This window comes from Pseudomonas pisciculturae, from assembly GCF_015461805.1.
GTDB lineage: Bacteria > Pseudomonadota > Gammaproteobacteria > Pseudomonadales > Pseudomonadaceae > Aquipseudomonas > Aquipseudomonas pisciculturae.
The window spans coordinates 544,097-562,744 of record NZ_JACVZE010000003.1; the positions used below are offsets into that span (position 1 = coordinate 544,097).

The 18,648-nt window shown below is 61.6% G+C and carries 16 protein-coding genes; 12 read left to right on the plus strand and 4 right to left on the minus strand.

The window, feature by feature from the left end; all coding sequences use genetic code 11:
• Positions 1–20: 20 nt before the first annotated feature.
• Positions 21–947: a serine O-acetyltransferase EpsC gene (epsC, locus tag ICY20_RS11360; protein ID WP_159960822.1), complete on the minus strand. Its 927-nt coding sequence runs from the start codon at positions 945–947 to the stop codon at positions 21–23.
• 166 nt (positions 948–1,113) lie between these two features.
• Between epsC and ICY20_RS11365 the strand changes: the two genes are divergently transcribed.
• The 12 genes from ICY20_RS11365 to ICY20_RS11420 all read left to right on the plus strand — a co-directional run bounded on the left by ICY20_RS11365 (position 1,114) and on the right by ICY20_RS11420 (position 13,091).
• Positions 1,114–2,109 (plus strand): D-cysteine desulfhydrase, encoded by a 996-nt coding sequence (locus tag ICY20_RS11365; RefSeq protein WP_194937503.1) that lies wholly within the window; start codon positions 1,114–1,116, stop codon positions 2,107–2,109.
• Between the two features lie 197 nt (positions 2,110–2,306).
• Complete coding sequence (gene tcyJ / locus ICY20_RS11370) at positions 2,307–3,101, plus strand: cystine ABC transporter substrate-binding protein (RefSeq protein WP_194937504.1); 795 nt, start codon at positions 2,307–2,309, stop codon at positions 3,099–3,101.
• The gene (tcyL, locus tag ICY20_RS11375; RefSeq protein ID WP_003187646.1) at positions 3,101–3,766 is read left to right on the plus strand and encodes a cystine ABC transporter permease; all 666 of its coding nucleotides are present in this window, start codon (positions 3,101–3,103) and stop codon (positions 3,764–3,766) included. Before tcyJ ends, tcyL begins: the two co-directional genes overlap by 1 nt.
• Positions 3,767–3,769: 3 nt before the next feature.
• Positions 3,770–4,516, plus strand: a complete 747-nt coding sequence (gene tcyN, locus ICY20_RS11380; protein WP_159960814.1) for an L-cystine ABC transporter ATP-binding protein TcyN — start codon at positions 3,770–3,772, stop codon at positions 4,514–4,516.
• 393 nt (positions 4,517–4,909) lie between these two features.
• On the plus strand, positions 4,910–5,674 hold the full coding sequence (locus ICY20_RS11385; RefSeq protein WP_159960812.1) for a hypothetical protein: 765 nt from the start codon (positions 4,910–4,912) through the stop codon (positions 5,672–5,674).
• A gap of 187 nt (positions 5,675–5,861) precedes the next feature.
• A complete protein-coding gene (locus ICY20_RS11390; RefSeq protein ID WP_159960810.1) occupies positions 5,862–7,103 on the plus strand; it encodes an SfnB family sulfur acquisition oxidoreductase in 1,242 nt (413 codons plus the stop codon).
• Positions 7,104–7,127: 24 nt separating this feature from the next.
• Positions 7,128–8,321 (plus strand): SfnB family sulfur acquisition oxidoreductase, encoded by a 1,194-nt coding sequence (locus tag ICY20_RS11395; protein WP_194937505.1) that lies wholly within the window; start codon positions 7,128–7,130, stop codon positions 8,319–8,321.
• Entirely contained in the window at positions 8,321–9,673 is a 1,353-nt protein-coding gene (locus ICY20_RS11400; protein ID WP_194937506.1) for an LLM class flavin-dependent oxidoreductase, read from the plus strand. Before ICY20_RS11395 ends, ICY20_RS11400 begins: the two co-directional genes overlap by 1 nt.
• A 139-nt stretch (positions 9,674–9,812) precedes the next feature.
• A complete protein-coding gene (locus ICY20_RS11405) occupies positions 9,813–10,628 on the plus strand; it encodes a MetQ/NlpA family ABC transporter substrate-binding protein (protein WP_159960804.1) in 816 nt (271 codons plus the stop codon).
• Entirely contained in the window at positions 10,625–11,740 is a 1,116-nt protein-coding gene (locus ICY20_RS11410; RefSeq protein WP_159960802.1) for a methionine ABC transporter ATP-binding protein, read from the plus strand. The genes ICY20_RS11405 and ICY20_RS11410 overlap by 4 nt, the downstream gene beginning before the upstream one ends.
• Positions 11,730–12,374, plus strand: a complete 645-nt coding sequence (locus ICY20_RS11415; protein ID WP_017736886.1) for a methionine ABC transporter permease — start codon at positions 11,730–11,732, stop codon at positions 12,372–12,374. Before ICY20_RS11410 ends, ICY20_RS11415 begins: the two co-directional genes overlap by 11 nt.
• Positions 12,375–12,464: 90 nt before the next feature.
• Positions 12,465–13,091: a class I SAM-dependent methyltransferase gene (locus ICY20_RS11420; RefSeq protein WP_159960800.1), complete on the plus strand. Its 627-nt coding sequence runs from the start codon at positions 12,465–12,467 to the stop codon at positions 13,089–13,091.
• Positions 13,092–13,266: 175 nt separating this feature from the next.
• On the opposite strand, the gene ICY20_RS11425 is transcribed toward ICY20_RS11420, so the two are convergent.
• Genes ICY20_RS11425 through ICY20_RS11435 form a run of 3 tightly spaced genes read right to left on the minus strand, consistent with a single transcriptional unit; the run spans position 13,267 to position 18,478 of the window.
• Entirely contained in the window at positions 13,267–16,332 is a 3,066-nt protein-coding gene (locus ICY20_RS11425) for an efflux RND transporter permease subunit (protein ID WP_159960798.1), read from the minus strand.
• A complete protein-coding gene (locus ICY20_RS11430) occupies positions 16,329–17,399 on the minus strand; it encodes an efflux RND transporter periplasmic adaptor subunit (protein ID WP_194937507.1) in 1,071 nt (356 codons plus the stop codon). The genes ICY20_RS11425 and ICY20_RS11430 overlap by 4 nt, the downstream gene beginning before the upstream one ends.
• A complete protein-coding gene (locus ICY20_RS11435; RefSeq protein WP_194937508.1) occupies positions 17,396–18,478 on the minus strand; it encodes an efflux RND transporter periplasmic adaptor subunit in 1,083 nt (360 codons plus the stop codon). Before ICY20_RS11435 ends, ICY20_RS11430 begins: the two co-directional genes overlap by 4 nt.
• Positions 18,479–18,648 lie beyond the last annotated feature (170 nt).

Below are 18,648 nucleotides of genomic sequence, written 5' to 3' on the forward strand. Positions count from 1 at the left end.
ACATTGAGTGTGTGTTCGGCTTACTTTTGGGTGCCATCGTCATGCTGCAAATTGGCCTGGGTAATATTCGCCCCCGCCGGCACGCTTCGGGTCAGCCACACATTACCGCCAATGGTCGAACCCTGGCCGATGGTGATACGCCCCAAAATTGTCGCCCCGGCGTAGATCACCACGTCATTCTCGACAATCGGGTGACGCGGGTGCCCCTTCTGCAACTGCCCATCTTCATCCGCCGGGAAGCGCTTGGCACCCAACGTCACCGCCTGGTAGATGCGCACACGCTCGCCGATGATCGCGGTTTCGCCGATCACCACACCGGTCCCGTGGTCGATAAAGAAACTCGGGCCGATCTGCGCGCCCGGGTGGATGTCGATGCCGGTAGCCGAATGCGCGATCTCTGCACTGATACGCGCCAGCAGCGGCAAGCCAGCACGGTACAAATGGTGCGCCAGGCGATGATGGATCACCGCCAGGATGCCGGGGTAGCACAGCAGCACTTCATCGACGCTGCGGGCGGCCGGGTCGCCGTGGTAGGCGGCGAGCACGTCGGTGTCCAACAGGCTGCGCAAAGACGGCAACGCCAGGGCGAAATCCTGGATCAAGCGGATGGCCAGCGCATCGACTTCGCTGTCGTCCTTGGCGCCTTGGCGGGCGGCGTAGCGCAGTTCCAGGCGGGCCTGGGCGAGCAAGGCGTTGAGCGCCACATCCAGGGTGTGGCCGACGTAGAAGTCTTCACTTTCTTCACGCAAATCTGCCGGCCCCAGGCGCATCGGAAACAAGGCACCGCACAGCGCTTCGAGAATCTGCGCCACCGCCTCGCGCGACGGCAACTCGCGGCCGCCATGCTCGCCGCTCAAACGGCCATTGCGCGTTCGCCACTGGTCTCGCGCGCCGCGCAGCTGGCTGACGATGGTCTGTAATTGCCAATGGCTGGAACGCTCACTCACGGTATTCACTCCTGACGAAATGGCCATCACTTTACGGTATGCACCCCGGCCTTCCTTAAGAACCAATGGTGCGATGCTAAGAACTGCCAGACATAAGCGATTGGCGGTTGCCCGATGAAAAGTGCGTGCCTATAGTCGCCCCATCCATTAATAACCGTGCGTAGCCATGATCAAACAACAGCTCGACCGCTTTAACCGTCTGGAACTGCTGGGCGGCGCCACTGCCCTGGAAAAACTCGAGCGGCTGTCGGCCTGGTTGGGCAGGGATATCTACGTCAAGCGCGACGACACCACGCCCCTGGCAATGGGCGGCAACAAGCTGCGCAAACTCGAATACCTGGCGGCCGATGCCATCGCCCAAGGCGCCGACACCCTGGTGACGGCTGGCGCGATTCAGTCCAACCACGTGCGCCAGACAGCCGCTATCGCCGCCAAGCTCGGCCTGGGCTGCGTCGCCCTGCTGGAAAACCCCACCGGCACCGAAGACCCCAACTACCTGGCCAACGGCAACCGCCTGTTGCTGGAGCTGTTCGACGCCAAAGTGGAATTGGTCGAAAACCTCGACAACGTTGATGAACAACTCAACGCCCTGGCCGACCGCCTGCGCAGCAACGGCAAGAAACCCTACCTGGTGCCGATCGGCGGTTCCAACGCCCTTGGCGCGCTGGGGTATGTGCGCGCGGGTCTGGAGCTTGCCGCGCAAATCGAAGACAGCGGCATCGAATTCGCAGCCGTGGTGCTCGCCTCCGGTAGCGCGGGCACCCACAGCGGCCTGGCGCTGGCCCTGAGCGAAGTGCTGCCGGACTTGCCGGTGATCGGTGTCACGGTGTCCCGCACCGATGAAGCCCAGCGCCCGAAAGTCCAGGGTTTGGCCGAGCGCACCGCCGAGTTGCTGGGTGTGGCGATTCCCGAGGCATTCAAGGTGATCCTGTGGGACGAATATTTCGGCCCACGCTACGGCGAACCGAATGCCGGCACCCTTTCGGCAGTCAAGCTGTTGGCGAGCCAGGAAGGCCTGCTGCTGGACCCGGTCTACACTGGCAAGGCCATGGCGGGGTTGTTGGATGGTATCGGGCGTCAACGGTTTGAGGATGGGCCGATCATTTTCCTGCATACCGGCGGGGCACCGGCGTTGTTTGCCTACAACTCAGCCTTCAACTGAGGAAACCGGGAGCCCCTCCCACATGAGAGCCTCCATATATTCGATAATGGAATATCAAATTAGATTTATATTATTTTCAAGTCTTAAAAACCCGCTTTATCATCGCGCCGTAGGCGAAGACGCGCTACGCGCTTTAAGGCAGGATACGACTACCGCGTCACCTGCTTCGCACAACACAAAAAACACAGGGGCTCTTCATGACTATTTCTGTATTCCGTCGCACGTTGTTGGTTGGCACTTTGGGCCTCGCACTCGGCGCTGGCCTGATCGGCCAAGCCGTTGCGGGCGAGCAGTTGGACAGCATCAAGAAAGCGGGCGAGATCAAGATCGGCCTGGAAGGCACCTACCCACCGTTCAGCTTTGTCGATGAAAGCGGCAAGCTCAGCGGTTTTGAAGTGGAGCTGTCCGAAGCGTTGGCCAAAGAGCTGGGCGTGAAGGTCAAGCTGCAAGCCACTCCATGGGACGGCATTCTCGCGGCCCTGGAATCCAAGCGCCTCGACGCCGTGGTCAACCAAGTGACCATCTCCGAGGAGCGCAAGAAGAAGTACGACTTCTCCAAGCCTTACACCGTCTCCGGTATTCAAGCACTGGTGCTGACCAAGAACGTGGGCACCATCAAGAACGCCGACGACCTGGCTGGCAAGAAAGTCGGTGTGGGCCTGGGCACCAACTACGAGCAATGGCTCAAGGACAACCAACCCAAAGCCATCATCAAGACTTATAACGATGACCCAACCAAATTCCAGGACCTGCGCATCGGCCGTATCGACGCCATCCTGATCGACCGCCTGGCCGCCCTGGAATACGCCAAGAAAGCCAAGGACACGTCGGTCGCCGGCGACGCCTTCTCCCGTCAGGAAGCCGGTATTGCCCTGCGCAAAGGCGAGCCTGAACTGCTCGACGCGGTGAACAAAGCCCTCGACAAGCTGCGCGCCGACGGCACTTTGAAGACGCTGTCCGAGAAGTACTTCAACGCTGACGTCACTCAATAATGGAAGCAGGTTTCCAACTCGCGCTGGACTCCGCGCCCTTTCTGCTCAAGGGCGCGTATTACACGGTGATCCTCAGCCTCGGCGGGATGTTTTTCGGCTTGCTGCTGGGCTTCGGCCTGGCCTTGATGCGTCTGTCGCGCTTTAAGCTATTGAGCTGGACCGCCCGAGTCTATGTGTCGTTCTTTCGCGGCACGCCCTTGCTGGTGCAGCTGTTTTTGATCTACTACGGCTTGCCACAAGTGGGCATCGAGCTGGACCCGATCCCGGCCGCCATGATCGGCTTTTCGCTGAACATGGCCGCCTACGCCTGTGAAATCCTGCGCGCCGCCATCGCTTCCATCGAGCGCGGCCAGTGGGAAGCAGCGGCCAGCATCGGCATGACCCGTGCGCAGACCCTGCGCCGGGCCATCCTGCCGCAGGCCATGCGCACGGCCTTGCCGCCGTTGGGCAACAGCTTTATTTCGCTGGTAAAAGACACCGCACTGGCCGCCACCATCCAAGTGCCCGAGCTGTTCCGCCAGGCCCAATTGGTGTCTGCGCGTACCTTCGAAATCTTCACCATGTATCTGTCCGCCGCCCTGATCTATTGGATTTTGGCGAGCATCCTGGCGCATTTGCAAAATCGTCTGGAAGACCGGGTCAACCGGCACGACCTGGAGTCTTGAAGCATGATCGTGGTTGAAAAACTGACCAAACAATTCAAGGGCCAGGTGGTGCTCAACGGCATCGACCTGGAGGTCAAGGAAGGCGAAGTCATCGCCATCATCGGCCCCAGCGGTTCCGGCAAAACGACCTTTCTGCGCTGCCTGAATTTTCTCGAACAACCCACCAGCGGTCGCATCAAGGTGGGCGATATCGAGATCGACACCAGCAAGCCCATCAACCAGCAGGCCAGCCTGGTGCGACGCCTGCGCCAGCACGTGGGCTTTGTGTTCCAGAGCTTCAACCTGTTCCCGCATCGCACGGCGCTGGAAAACGTCATCGAAGGCCCTACCGTGGTCAAGAAGATGCCGCGCGACGCCGCTGTCGCCCTGGGCCGCAAGCTGCTGGCCAGGGTCGGCCTGGAAGGCAAGGAGGACTCGTACCCCCGGCGCCTCTCTGGCGGCCAGCAACAGCGCGTGGCGATTGCCCGTGCGTTGGCCATGGAACCGGAGGTGATTCTGTTCGACGAACCCACCTCGGCCCTCGACCCGGAGCTGGTGGGTGAAGTACTGGCGACCATCCGCAGCCTCGCTGAAGAAAACCGCACCATGGTCATCGTCACCCACGAGATGAGCTTTGCCCGGGATGTGGCCAACCGGGTGATCTTTTTCGACAAGGGCGTGATCGTCGAACAAGGCGAAGCCAAAGCGTTGTTTGCCAACCCCAAGGAAGAACGCACCAAGCAGTTTTTGAGCAAATTCCTGGCGCACTGAGCGCCATGAACCGGTGAGAACTGGCTTGTGTGGGAGCTGGCTTGCCTGCGATAGCATCACCACGGCGTGACTGATACACCGAGGCGTCTGCATCGCAGGCAAGCCAGCTCCCACATAAAGCGCGCTCCGACAGGGGATGCTCATTCCAGCCTATAAAACTTCCCGCCATCCCCACCTTAATATCCCCGCGCCAGTCAGACCCTTCTGAATCTACCCCAACTCGCCGTTTAGCCTTTTGCCCCCATTGACGCTCCTTGACCAACCCTCTTATCTAACGCCCAGAGGATTGGATCCTATCCCCGGCTATTCACTGAATCGTGCTTTTCGGCCCCCCACGCGCCCCCGCGCCAAAGGCCTGAACGATTGCCGCTGGCTGCATCAAGGAGATGACTTATGACGCACACACCGCTCGCCGCGCCAACGCTGCCCCAGGCCCTTCGCAATGGCATCAATGCCCTGGCGGCCGCCCAGTTGCAGGTCGATATCGCGCCCTACTCCAGCATGGATGAAGGTGACCTGATCGAGTTGTTCTGGAACAACTGTTTTGCCGCCTCGCGCAAAGTGAGCGCGTGCAAGGTCGGCGACCCCATCCACCTGCGCGTGCCAGAGAGCTTTGTGTTGGATGGCGCAGCCCAGGTGCATTATCGGGTCATGCAGGTCGGCCACGGCCCTGCGCATTCAGCCGTCACCAGGGTGCATATAAAAACCAATTATCCCGGTGGTCAGCCTTTGCTCCTGCACAGCGATGAAAACCAGAATCTGGCGCCCGTGGGCCTGCCTGAAACCATCCGCCGTTATGGCGTCAACGCCAATCAGGTGCGGCGCGGTATCCCGCTGACCATCGAGCCTTACCTGAACATGAGCACGGGCGATGCCATCACCCTGCGTTGGGGCGATGCGCGCTTGGACCTGCCAGAGGTCCAGGCCAAGGATGTCGGCCAGGCGATTCAGGTTTGGGTCCCTTCCACCGTGATCATCGAAGCCGGTGATGACTGCCGTCTGGAGGTGACCTACTGCATTCTGGATTGCGTCGGTAACAATTCGCGCTGGGCAACAGCGCGCACCGTGCGCATTGCCTGCGCAGCGCCAGCCCGCCCGGCCGGGATGGCGCTGATCTACCAACCCCGCCCCCTCGGCTCCCCCTGTGAACCGGGGTAAGCCCCCTTCTATGCTTATTCCAAAAAGCACGTTTATTTAAATATTTAACAAGCTTAGGGTATATACACCGGACCACCGGACATCTCTGATTTTTTTGTTTTTATTTCATTGAATGCGAGGTCGGTATGGTCAGAATTACCCCGGTGCATAACGCCAGGGCATTACGTGCAGCCAAGGAGCGGCGCTGATGTCTAACTTGGCTCTAACACCCCCCCAAAGTGATGTGGATGTTGCCCCGTTGTTGTTGCCAGCCGTCGTGCTGCGCAACGACGCCGAGGCCCTCAACGCCGCCCATGAGTTGGCCCAGGCTGCACGCCTGCAAGCCGCCAAGCGCGATCAGCAACGCAAGCTGCCGTGGGCGCAGATCGAACAGTTCACCCGCAGTGGGCTGGGCAGTATTTCCATTCCCCGTGAATACGGCGGCCCGCAGGTCTCGTTCGTGACCCTGGCCGAAGTGTTCGCGATTATCAGCGCGGCTGACCCGGCATTGGGCCAGATTCCGCAGAACCATTTCGGCATCCTGCACCTGTTGCAGGGTGCGGCCACCGAGCGCCAGAAAAAGCAGTTGTTCCAGAGCGTCCTCGACGGCTGGCGCATCGGCAATGGCGGCCCGGAACGTGGCACCAAAAACACCCTGGAGCTCAAGGCACGCCTCACCGCCGAGGGTGACGGCTACGTCGTCAGCGGCCAAAAGTTTTACTCCACCGGCGCGCTGTTCGCCCACTGGGTGGCGGTCAAGGCGCTGAACGATGACGGCAAGCAGGTCATGGCGTTTGTGCGCCGTGGCACCGAAGGGCTGCGCATCGTTGACGACTGGTCGGGCTTTGGCCAACGCACCACCGCCAGTGGCACTGTGCTGCTGGACCAGGTGCCAGTGGACGCTGAGCTGGTAGTCGAAAACTGGCGCATCGGCGAAACCCCGAATATCCAGGGTGCCGTCTCGCAACTGATCCAGGCCGCCATTGACGCCGGGATTGCCCGTGGCGCATTGGACGACACCATCGCTTTCGTCCGTGAGCGCTCGCGCCCGTGGGTCGACGCCAAGGTCGAGCGCGCCAGCGATGACCTGTATGTGATCGCCGACATTGGCAAGCTCAAGATCGAGTTGCACGCCGCCCAAGCGCTGTTGCGCAAGGCTGGCCAGGTACTGGATCAAGTCAGCGCCGCGCCGATCACCGCGCAATCCGCTGCCCGCGCGTCGATTGCAGTGGCCGAAGCCAAAGTGCTGACCACCGAAGTGTCGCTGCTGGTCAGCGAAAAACTCTTCGAGCTGGCCGGCAGCCGCGCCACCCTCGCCGAATTCAACCTCGACCGTCACTGGCGCAACGCCCGGGTGCACACCCTGCACGACCCGGTGCGCTGGAAGTATCACGCCATCGGTGCCTATCGGCTCAACGGCACCCTTCCCGCTCGTCATTCCTGGATCTGACCGACCAGACATCTGGAGAAACCCATGACTTTTTCCCCTAACGTCGCGGTCATTACCAGCGACGAACAAGCCCTTGTTGTCGCCAGCGACCTGGCCGAAGATTTGCGCCGCGACAGCGCCCAGCGCGACCGCGAACGCCGCCTGCCCTTGCCTGAACTGGATGTGTTTTCCCGCTCTGGCCTGTGGGGTATCAGTGTGCCGAAGGCATATGGCGGCGCGGGCGTGTCCAACGTCATCCTGGCCAAGGTCATTGCGCTGATCGCCCAGGCGGATGCCTCGTTGGGCCAGATCCCGCAGAACCATTTTTATGCCCTCGAAGTACTGCGCGTAAATGGCAGCCCGGCGCAGCAAAAGCGCCTGTACGCCGAAGTACTCGCCGGCCAGCGCTTCGGCAATGCCCTGGCAGAACTGGGCACCAAAACCGCCCATGACCGCGTCACATCCATCACCCGCGACGGCGACGGTTTTCGCATCAGCGGCCGCAAGTTTTACTCCACCGGCGCGATCTACGCCCAACGCATCCCCACCTCGGTAGTGGATGAACACGGCGTGCAGCAACTGGCCTTCGTGCCCCGCGACAGTGAAGGCCTGAGCGTGATCGACGACTGGAGCGGCTTCGGCCAGCGCACCACCGGCAGCGGTTCGGTGGTGTTCGATAACGTGTGGGTTGCGGCGCAAGACGTGATCCCGTTCCAGAGCGCCTTCGAACGCCCGACCACGGTCGGTCCCCTGGCACAGATTCTTCACGCCGCCATCGACACCGGCATCGCCCGCGCCGCCTTTGAAGATGCGCTGCACTTTGTGCGCACCAAGACCCGCCCATGGATCGATTCCGGTAACGACAAGGCCACCGAAGACCCGCTGACCCTGAAAAGCTTCGGCCACCTGAGCATCCGCCTGCACGCCGCCGAAGCGCTGCTGGAACGTGCAGGGGAGTTTCTCGACCGCGCCCAAGCCGACAGCAATGCCGAATCCGTCGCCGCCGCCTCGATTGCGGTGGCCGAAGTACGCGCCCTGAGCACCGAGATTTCCCTCGCCGCCGGCAGCACCCTGTTTGAACTGGCCGGCAGCCAGGCGACGCTCGCCGAACACGGCCTGGACCGCCACTGGCGCAACGCCCGCGTGCATACCCTGCACGACCCGGTGCGCTGGAAGTACCACGCGGTCGGCAATTACTACCTCAACGATGAAAACCCGCCGCTGCGGGGGACTATCTGATGGCGAAGAAAAAAATCCTGCTCAATGCCTTCAACATGAACTGCATCGGGCATATCAACCACGGCATGTGGACCCACCCACGGGACACCTCCACCCAATACAAGACCATCGAGTATTGGACCGAACTGGCGCAGATCCTGGAGCGCGGGTTGTTTGACGGCCTGTTCATCGCCGATATCGTTGGCGTGTACGACGTCTACCAAAACTCCATCGACGTACCGCTCAAAGAGTCGATCCAACTGCCGGTCAACGACCCGTTGCTGCTGGTGTCGGCGATGGCGGCGGTCACTAAAAACCTGGGCTTTGGCCTCACCGCCAACCTCACCTACGAGCCGCCGTATCTGTTCGCCCGACGCATGTCCACGCTGGATCACCTGAGCCGTGGCCGGGTGGGCTGGAACATCGTCACCGGCTACCTCGACAGCGCCGCCAAGGCCATGGGCCTCACCGAGCAAGTCGAACACGACCGCCGCTACGACCAGGCAGATGAGTACCTGCAGGTGCTCTACAAACTCTGGGAAGGCAGCTGGGAAGACGACGCCGTGGTCAACGACCCACAGGTGCGGGTCTACGCGCAGCCGGGCAAGGTGCACAAGGTCGAGCACCATGGTGAGTTTTATCAGGTGGAGGGCTATCACCTGTGCGAACCCTCGCCGCAGCGTACGCCGGTGCTGTTCCAGGCCGGCAGTTCAGACCGTGGTTTGCTGTTCGCCGGGCGGCATGCCGAGTGCGTATTCATCAGCGGGCAGAACAAGGCATCCACCAAAGTGCAGGTGGACAAGGTGCGCGCCAGCGCCGTCGAGGCCGGGCGAAACCCAGACGACATCAAGGTATTCATGGGCCTCAACGTGATCGTTGGCGCCACTGAAGAGGCAGCCTGGGCCAAGCACGCCGAGTACCTGAGCTATGCCAGCGCAGAGGCCGGTGTGGCGCATTTTTCGGCGTCGACGGCGATTGATTTTGCCCAGTACGAATTGGACGAACCGATCCAGTACGTGAAGAGCAACGCGATTCAATCGGCCACCAAGAACTTGCAGAACAACGACTGGACCCGGCGCAAATTGCTCGAACAACACGCCCTCGGGGGACGCTATATCACCCTGGTGGGTTCGCCTGAACAGGTGGCGGATGAGTTGGAGTCGTGGATCAGTGAGACCGGGTTGGATGGGTTCAACCTGACGCGGATTGTGACGCCGGAAAGTTATGTGGACTTCATTGAGCTGGTGGTACCGGAGTTGCAGAAGCGTGGGTCGTACAAGACTGCGTATGAGACCGGCACGCTGAGAGAGAAAGTCTTCCACAACACCGCGCGCCTGCCCGAACAACACACCGGATCTACTTACCGCCACTAATCAAAATGTGGGAGCTGGCTTGCCTGCGATAGCGGTGGGTCAGCAAAAAAAGTTGCCTGACAGACCGATATCGCAGGCAAGCCAGCTCCCACAGTTGACCGCATTGTTCTTACCTACACCTTATGACTGGAAATCCACTATGAAAAAAACACTGCTCTCCCACCCAGTCAAAGCACTGGCCCTGGCTTTTGGTTTGTTCAGCTCGGCAGTATTCGCCGCCGACGCCCCACTGAAAGTCGGCACCACCGCCGCCTTCGCAATACCGTTGGAAGCCGCCGTGGCCGAAGCCGGCAAGCAAGGCCTGAAAGTCGAGCTGGTGGAATTTACCGACTGGATCGCCCCCAACGTGAGCCTCGCTGCCGGCGATATCGACGTGAACTACTTCCAGCACATCCCCTTCCTGGAAAACGCCAAGGCCGCCGCCGGCTTTGACCTGGTGCCCTACGCCCCTGGCATCATCAACAACGTCGGCCTGTACTCGAAGAAATTCAAAAGCATCAACGACCTGCCCCAAGGCGCCAGCGTGGCCATCGCCAACGACCCGATCAACAGCGGTCGTGGCCTGCAATTGCTGGCCAAGGCTGGGCTGATCACCCTCAAGCCGGGCGTGGGCTACAAGGCCACCGAAGAAGACATCGTCAGCAACCCGAAGAAGATCAAGATCCTGCAAGTCGAGGCCGTGCAACTGGTGCGCGCCTATGACGACGCCGATCTGGTACAGGGCTACCCGGCGTATATCCGCCTGTCCAAGACCTTCGATGCCGAGTCGGCGCTGCTGTTCGACGGCCTCGACCACCCGGAATACGTGATCCAGTTCGTCACCCAGCCCAAGGGCACGACCGACCCACGGGTGATCAAGTTCGTCGACATCTACCAGCACTCGCCGGTGGTGCGCGCCGCCCTGGATAAGTCCTTGGGCAAGCTCTACCAAGTCGGCTGGGAAGCTAAAAAATGACCGCCGCCCACTCTCAACTGCGCGACCTGGGCCTACCGCCCAGGGACGCCGAGCAGACAGAACTGCATCCGGACCTGAACCGCGCCCATGTGCGCTTTATCAACCTGGGCAAGAGCTATGACGGCAAGGTACATGCGCTGCAAGGTATCGACTTGGCGATCCAACGCGGTGAAGTGTTTGGCATTATCGGCCGCAGCGGCGCCGGCAAATCCTCGCTGATCCGCACCATCAACCGCCTGGAGCAACCCAGCAGCGGTCGGGTGCTGATCGACCAGGTGGACATCGGCGATTACGACGAAGACCACCTGGTGGCGCTGCGTCGGCGCATCGGCATGATCTTCCAGCACTTCAACCTGATGTCGGCCAAGACCGTGTGGCAGAACGTTGAGTTGCCGCTCAAAGTGGCCGGCGTGCCCAAGCTGCAACGTGAGCAAAAGGTGCGCGAGCTGCTGGAGCTGGTGGGTTTGCAGGACAAGCACAAATCCTACCCGGCGCAGCTTTCCGGTGGGCAGAAACAGCGCGTAGGCATTGCCCGCTCGCTGGTGCACGACCCACAGATTCTGCTGTGCGACGAGGCCACCTCGGCCCTTGACCCGGAGACTACGCAGTCGATTCTTGGCCTGCTGCGCGAGATCAACCAGCGCCTGGGCCTAACCATCGTGTTGATCACTCACGAAATGGCGGTAATCCGCGAAATCTGCGACCGCGTGGTGGTGTTGGAGCACGGGCATATCGTCGAGCAAGGCCCGGTGTGGCAGGTGTTTGGCGACCCACAGCATGAGGTCAGCAAAACCCTGCTGGCGCCGCTGCAACACGGGCTGCCGCCAGAGCTGCAAAGCCGTTTGCAGGCTAACCCGGCGTCGGCCGAGGCCGCCGTGGTGCTGCGCTTGCAGTTCACCGGCAGCGACACCGACGAACCGGACCTGGCCGCGCTCTTCAGCGCTCTCGGCGGGCGGGTGCGCTTGCTGCAAGGCGGTGTGGAACGCATCCAGGGGCACGCCCTGGGGCAATTGCTGCTGGCGGTGAACGGTTCGCCCCACAGCGCCGAAGAATTGCGCAACCGCGCCGCGAATTGGGCGCAACAGGTGGAGGTGCTGGGCTATGTGGTTTGATCGTTTATTGCAGGGCGCCATCGACACCTTGTTGATGGTCGGTGTGTCGTCACTGATTGCGTTGCTGGTGGGGATTCCGTTGGCGGTATTTTTGGTCACCAGCGATAAGGGCGGCATCTACCAAGCCCCGGCGTTGAACCGAGTGCTGGGGGCGTTCGTTAACTTGTTCCGCTCGATCCCATTCTTGATTTTGATGGTGGCGTTGATTCCGTTCACAAGACTGATCGTCGGCACCACCTACGGCGTATGGGCGGCCGTTGTACCGCTGACCATCGCCGCCACGCCGTTCTTTGCCCGAATCGCCGAGGTGAGCCTGCGCGAAGTCGACCACGGCCTGATCGAAGCGGCGCAAGCCATGGGCTGCCGACGCTGGCACATCATCTGGCATGTGCTGTTGCCAGAGGCGCTGCCGGGGATTGTCGGCGGGTTCACCATTACCCTGGTGACGATGATCAACTCATCGGCCATGGCCGGTGCGATTGGTGCCGGCGGTTTGGGGGATATTGCCTACCGCTACGGTTATCAGCGCTTTGATACGCAGATCATGCTGACGGTGATTGTGCTGTTGGTGGTGTTGGTGGCGTTTATTCAACTGGGCGGCGACCGCCTGGCGCGGGTGCTGAATAAACGTTGAAAGCCTGGGGCTGCTGCGCAGCCCAGCGCGGGGCAAGCCCGCTCACCACAGGGTATAGTCGAGGCATGTCCATATCCGGTATTGCCCGCCATGCCCCTCAAGCCCGACGACCTCGACAAAATCACCTCCACCACCCTCGGCCACTACAACAGCGTGGCCGAGGACTTCCGTGAGGGCACCCGCGACCACGATGTAAGCCAGAACATCGACGCGCTGCTGCGGCATATCCAGGGCACCGCGCCGTTTACCGTGCTGGATTTCGGCTGCGGGCCGGGGCGGGACTTGCAGACGTTCACGCGCATGGGGCACATCGCCGTGGGCCTGGACGGCTCCGAGCGGTTTGCGCAGATGGCGCGCGAAGACAGTGGCTGTGAGGTGTTGCAGCAGGACTTTCTGAAGCTGGATCTACCCGTTGAACGTTTCGACGGGATCTTTGCCAACGCCGTGCTGTTTCATATCCCCAAGCAGGAATTGCCCCGGGTGCTCAAGCAGCTGCACGGGGCGTTGAAGCCTGGGGGCGTGTTGTTCAGTTCCAATCCTCGGGGTGAGAACCGGGAAGGTTGGAACGGGCCGCGCTACGGGTCATACCACGACCTGGCGGCGTGGCAGGCGCTGCTGGCCGAGGCGGGGTTTGTGGAGTTGGAGCATTACTATCGGCCTGCCGGGTTGCCGCTGGAGCAACAACCGTGGCTGGCCAGCGTGTGGCGTAAACGGTAGATCTTCATCGCCCGCACCGGCCCTTTCGCAGGCAAGCCAGCTCCCACAGTTGACCGTATTTCAACGTTGAAACTCGATCAAATGTGGGAGGGGGCTTGCTCCCGATAGCAGTGGGTCAGCCAATAGATTGGGTGGCTGATACACCGCTATCGGGAGCAAGCCCCCTCCCACATTTTTAACCGCGTTTTCCCTGTTGGTCTGGCTTCGGTTCGCGAATTTTGTACCAAGCTACATACAGCGCCGGCAGGAACAACAGAGTCAGCAACGTCGCAATAATAATCCCGCCAATCATCGCGTACGCCATCGGCCCCCAGAACACTTCCCGCGCAATCGGGATCATGCCCAGGCTCGCCGCAGCCGCCGTCAGCAGGATCGGCCGACGCCGGTGCTCGGTGGCCTCGACCACTGCATCCCACGGTGAATAACCGGCGACTTCGTATTCGTGGATCTGCGTCACCAGAATCACCGAGTTACGGATGATGATGCCGATCAGCGCCAATATCCCCAGGATCGCCACAAAGCCCATGGGCGTGCCCGTGGGGATCAGCGCCAGCACCACGCCGATCAGCCCCAGCGGCGCGACACTCGCCACCAGGAACATCTTCTGCACGCTGTGCAGCTGGATCATCAGGAACGTCGCCATCAAAAACAGCATCAACGGCACCACGCTGGCAATCGGGCCCTGGGCCTTGCCGCTTTCTTCCACGGTGCCGCCGGTGGCGACCTTGTAGCCCACCGGCAGCTCGGCATTGAACTTGTCGATGGTCGGCGCCAACTGCTTCACCAGGTCGGTGGGCTGCATCTCATCGCGCACCGAGGCCTTCACCGTGATCGTCGGCTTGCGGTCACGGCGCCACACCAGCGGTTGCTCCAGCTCATAGCGCACGGTGGCGAAAGCCAACAGCGGAATCGAGGTGCCGTTGGGCGTGACGATCTGCAAATTCTGCAAGGTTTCGGGCGTGCCACGTTCAGCATCTTCGGCACGGCCGACCACGTTGATCAGGTAGATATCGTCGTGCACCTGGGTCACCGAGGCGCCGCTGACCACGCTGTTCATCAACTGCGCCACGTCTTCGGACGAGAGCCCCAGTTGCCGCGCCTTGTCTTGAGCGATGTCGATGCGCAGCACTTTGCCCGGCTCGTTCCAGTCGTAGATGATCTCGCCCAGGTGGGTGTTTTGATCGAGCAGGGTCGCCAGTTCGATGGCGTGCTTGCGCACTTGGTCGATGTCTTTGCCAGAGACGCGGTACTGAATCGGGCGCCCTACCGGCGGGCCCATTTCCAGCGGCTGCACATAGCTGCCAATGCCGACGAAATCATCGCGCAGACGTTTTTGCAGGCGCTTGATCAACTCGCCGCGCTCTTCCAGGCCTTTGCTGACAATCACCAGTTGCGCGTAGTAGGGGTTTTCCAGTTGTTGGTCGAGGGGCAGGTAGAAACGAATCGCGCCCTGGCCGATGTAGGTGCTCCAACGGGCAATGTCCGGGTCGTCCTTGATAATCGCTTCCAGGCGATCGACGGCCCTGCGTGTCTCGTTGATCGAGGCATTTTGCGGCAGGTTCAGGTCGACGAGGATTTCCGGGCGGTCCGACGATGGGAAGAACTGGTTCTGTACAAACTGCATGGAGAACACCGACGCCACGAACAGCGCGACGGTAATGCCAATCGCCCACCAGCGGTTACGCATGGCCCACAGCATACCGCCGTTGAACGCACGGCCGACCCGGCCCGGCTCGGCATCGTGGGGTTTCACCTTGGCGCTGAGGATATGCACACCAATCACCGGCGCAAACAGTACCGCCACCACCCACGACACCAGCATCGCCACGGCAATCACCGCGAACAGCGTGAAGGTGTACTCTCCCGCCGAGCTGGCGTTGAGGCCAATCGGCACAAAACCGGCGACGGTCACCAGCGTACCGGTGAGCATCGGGAACGCCGTGGAGGTGTAGGCGTAGGTCGCCGCCTGCTCCTTGGTTTCGCCTTTTTCCAGGCGCGTGATCATCATCTCCACGGTGATCATCGCATCGTCCACCAGCAGGCCGAGGGCGATGATCAGCGCGCCCAGCGACACCCGCTGCATGGTGATGCCGCTGTATTCCATGAATACGAATACCAGCGCCAGCACCAACGGAATCGAGCACGCCACCACTAACCCTGCGCGCAGGCCCAGGCTGATAAAGCTCACCACCAGTACGATGATCACCGCTTCGAACAGTGCACTGGTGAAGCCACCAACGGCCTCTTCCACCACTTCGGCCTGGTCGGAGACTTTGTGCACGCCCACGCCCACCGGCAGGTCGGCAGTCAGTTCGTCCATGCGTTCATGCAGGGCCTTACCAAAGGCCTGGATATTGCCGCCCTTCTGCATGGCAATCGCCAAGCCGATGGCCGGCGTGCCGTTGAAGCGAAACATCGGCCGCGCCGGGTCAACGTAGCCACGGCTGATCTCGGCGATGTCCGCCAGGCGATAGAAGCGGTCATTGAGCCTGAGGTTGACGTTGGCCAGGTCCTTCTCAGAGGCGAATTGCCCGGAAGTACGCACTGAAATGCGCTCAGGCCCGGCCTCGATCACCCCGGCGGGGGTCACCGCGTTCTGCGATTGCAGGCTTTGCACGACCTGGCGTTGATCAATGCCCAGGGCCGCCAGCTTGCGCGTGGAAAAATTCAGGTAAATCACTTCGTCCTGCTGGCCGATCATCTCGACCTTGCCCAACCCCGGCACCGACCGGATCTCGGCGCGCACCTGCTCTACATAGTCACGCAGCTGGCGCATCGACAGGCCGTCGCCGGTAAAGGCATACACCGAGCCGAATACATCCCCGAACTCGTCGTTGAATGACGGCCCCTGCAACCCCTGGGGGAAGTTGCCCCGGATGTCGTCGATCTTCTTGCGTACCTGGTACCAGATCTCGGGAATCGCCTTGGCGCTGGTGGTGTCCTTGAGGAACACAAACACCGTGGACTCACCCGGGCGTGTGTAGCTTTTCACGTAGTCGAGGGCGTCGAGTTCTTCGAGTTTTTTCTCGATACGGTCGGTGACTTGCCGCAGGGTCTCTTCCTGGGTCGCACCCGGCCAGCGGGTCTGGATCACCATGGTTTTGATGGTGAACGAAGGGTCTTCCTCGCGGCCCAGGTTCATGTAGGAGAACACGCCCATCAGCAGCGCGACGAACATCAGGTACCAGACGAAGGACTGATGCTTGAGGGCCCAGTCGGATAAATTGAAACTCCCTTTCATCGCGGGCTGCCCTCGTCGATTTTGACTTTTTGCCCAGGTTTCAGGCTATTCACCCCGGCGGTGACGATGTGTTCGCCGGGTTTGACGCCCGCATTGAGCACCGCGCTGCGGGCATCACGACTGATCACCGTGACGTCACGCGGTTGCACGGTCTGGCTTTGGGTGTCGAGCAGCCAGATGCGGGTCTTGCCCTCCACCTCCTGCAAGGCGCTCAGAGGCAGCTCGATACGCGGCGCTATGGCGGTGCTCAACGTGACGCTGATCGCCGTGCCCAGGCGAAACGCAGGCGGTGTCTCGGCTAGGCTCAGGCGGGCACGACGGGTGCGGGTGGCGCTCTGGGCCTGGGGCTCGATCTCACGCACGACGGCGGTGGTGTGCACGTTGGGGTCCAGTTGCCCGGCGACCAGAAACACCACGTCCGGTGGCAGGCGTTCGGCAAGGCCTGCGGGCAGGTCGATCACGGCTTCCTTGATATCCGGGCGGGCCAGGGTCACTACTTGCTGACCGGCGGTGACCACCTGGCCGGCCTCGGCATTCCAGGCAGTGACAATGCCGGCGTGGTCGGTGCGCAGTTCGGCATAGTTGAGCTGGTCCTTGGCCTGGTTGACCGCGGCCTGGGCCTGGTCGAGGGAGGCCTGGGTGGTTTTCAGGTCGGTCTGGGCAATATCCAGCTGGGCTTGGGCGCCGACGCCACGGTTGAACAGCTCCTGCTGGCGGCGGGCATTGGCCTGGGCGTTGATGTACTGCGCCCGCACGCGGGCCAGGTCGCCCTGGGCGGCGCGCAATTGGTTCTGTTGGTCGGTGGGGTCGAGTACGGCGAGCACGGCGCCCTTCTCCACCTCGGCGCCCACATCCACGGCGCGTCGGGCGATACGGCCGGGCACGCGGAAACCCAGGTTGCTTTCATAACGGGCCTGGATGGTGCCGGCGAAGCGGCCGAGGGTTTCCTGGTCTTCGGCCTTCACCTCCATGGACAGCACCGGCCGCACGGGCTCGGGCGGCGCTTCCTCCTTGGAGCAGGCCACCAGCAACAGGCTGGCCGCCAGTAACAGCGTCAGGCGCTTCATGGCTGGGCTCCTTGCTGGGCGATTTCGACGAGCATGCCGGGGTGCAGCAATTGCCCGCCCGCCACCACGACTTTTTCGCCGCCCTTGAGGCCATCGGCAATGATGACTTTGCCGGTGAGGTAACGCGCCACGCTAACCTTGTGCAGTTGCGCCTTGCCGTCGCCGTCGATCAGCCATACGGCAGGATCGTTGACGTCTTTAGTCAAGGCCGCCCATGGCAATTCAATGCTGGGTTTGGATGGGCCATTGGCGGTGGCGCTGACCACCGAGCCCAATTGCATACCCTTGGGCAGCGCCTCCAGGGCAATCTTGACCTGCACGGTGCCGGTGTTGGCCGCCACGGCGGGGGTCACTTCGCGGACCTTGCCCTGGGCCTTGATACTGGGGTTGTCCAACAGGCTGACGGTGATCGGCGCATCGGGCGGCGGCTCCACCAGCAGGGACTCATACACATTGAACACCGCATCGCGCTCGCCATCCTGGGCCAGGCTGAAAATCGGCACCGTGGCCTGTACCACCTGGCCCACTTCGGCCTGGCGCGCAGTGATCACACCCGGCGCATCGGCGATCAGCGCGGTGTAGCCCAGTTGCTCACGGGCATTGGCCAGCTGGGCCTGGGCGGCGGCCAAAGCACTTTGGCTGCTGCGCAAGGCGGCTTGGGCGGAGTCGTATTCACTGCGGCTGGTGTAGCCCTTGGGCAGAAGTTTTTCCTGTCGCACAAAGGCCGCAGCCGTCTGCTTGACCCGCGCTTGTTCCGCCACGACCTGGGCCTGGGCGGAATCGACGTTGGTCTGCAAATCCTTGGGATCAAGTTTGGCCAGCACCTGCTTGGCGGTTACGCGGTCGCCCACGTCCACCATGCGCTGGATGATCTTGCCGCCGACGCGAAAGGACAGGTCGGTTTGCACCCGAGCCTGGATATCGCCGGTGAGGGTGACCGCTGCGGCAAAGTCCGCCGACTGCACGGTCTGCACAAAAACCCGCGAATGAGCCTTGGGCTCAGGCTTTTGCTCGCCGCACGCGCTCAGCAAGGCCACTAAACCCAAGCCGACAATACAGGTGGAAATACGACCGCCCATGCAAACTCCTTGTGCGCGATGCGATGTGCCAGTGTGTATGCGACTGTGAGCTTAGTTCAGGGTTCCTTATCTGCATGGGGGAGAACTGACTGGGTGAATTCACTGGCCTCTTCGCGAGCAAGTCGAATCGTCGCACCGCCGCTCCCACATTTGAATGCATTCCAAATTTG

Coding starts and splice junctions, on each gene's coding strand:
- ICY20_RS11365 (WP_194937503.1), top strand. CDS start 1,114: ATGATCAAACAACAGCTCGACCGCTTTAACCGTCTGGAACTGCTGGGC.
- tcyJ (WP_194937504.1), top strand. CDS start 2,307: ATGACTATTTCTGTATTCCGTCGCACGTTGTTGGTTGGCACTTTGGGC.
- tcyL (WP_003187646.1), top strand. CDS start 3,101: ATGGAAGCAGGTTTCCAACTCGCGCTGGACTCCGCGCCCTTTCTGCTC.
- tcyN (WP_159960814.1), top strand. CDS start 3,770: ATGATCGTGGTTGAAAAACTGACCAAACAATTCAAGGGCCAGGTGGTG.
- ICY20_RS11385 (WP_159960812.1), top strand. CDS start 4,910: ATGACGCACACACCGCTCGCCGCGCCAACGCTGCCCCAGGCCCTTCGC.
- ICY20_RS11390 (WP_159960810.1), top strand. CDS start 5,862: ATGTCTAACTTGGCTCTAACACCCCCCCAAAGTGATGTGGATGTTGCC.
- ICY20_RS11395 (WP_194937505.1), top strand. CDS start 7,128: ATGACTTTTTCCCCTAACGTCGCGGTCATTACCAGCGACGAACAAGCC.
- ICY20_RS11400 (WP_194937506.1), top strand. CDS start 8,321: ATGGCGAAGAAAAAAATCCTGCTCAATGCCTTCAACATGAACTGCATC.
- ICY20_RS11405 (WP_159960804.1), top strand. CDS start 9,813: ATGAAAAAAACACTGCTCTCCCACCCAGTCAAAGCACTGGCCCTGGCT.
- ICY20_RS11410 (WP_159960802.1), top strand. CDS start 10,625: ATGACCGCCGCCCACTCTCAACTGCGCGACCTGGGCCTACCGCCCAGG.
- ICY20_RS11415 (WP_017736886.1), top strand. CDS start 11,730: ATGTGGTTTGATCGTTTATTGCAGGGCGCCATCGACACCTTGTTGATG.
- ICY20_RS11420 (WP_159960800.1), top strand. CDS start 12,465: ATGCCCCTCAAGCCCGACGACCTCGACAAAATCACCTCCACCACCCTC.
- ICY20_RS11425 (WP_159960798.1), bottom strand. CDS start 16,332: ATGAAAGGGAGTTTCAATTTATCCGACTGGGCCCTCAAGCATCAGTCC.
- ICY20_RS11430 (WP_194937507.1), bottom strand. CDS start 17,399: ATGAAGCGCCTGACGCTGTTACTGGCGGCCAGCCTGTTGCTGGTGGCC.
- ICY20_RS11435 (WP_194937508.1), bottom strand. CDS start 18,478: ATGGGCGGTCGTATTTCCACCTGTATTGTCGGCTTGGGTTTAGTGGCC.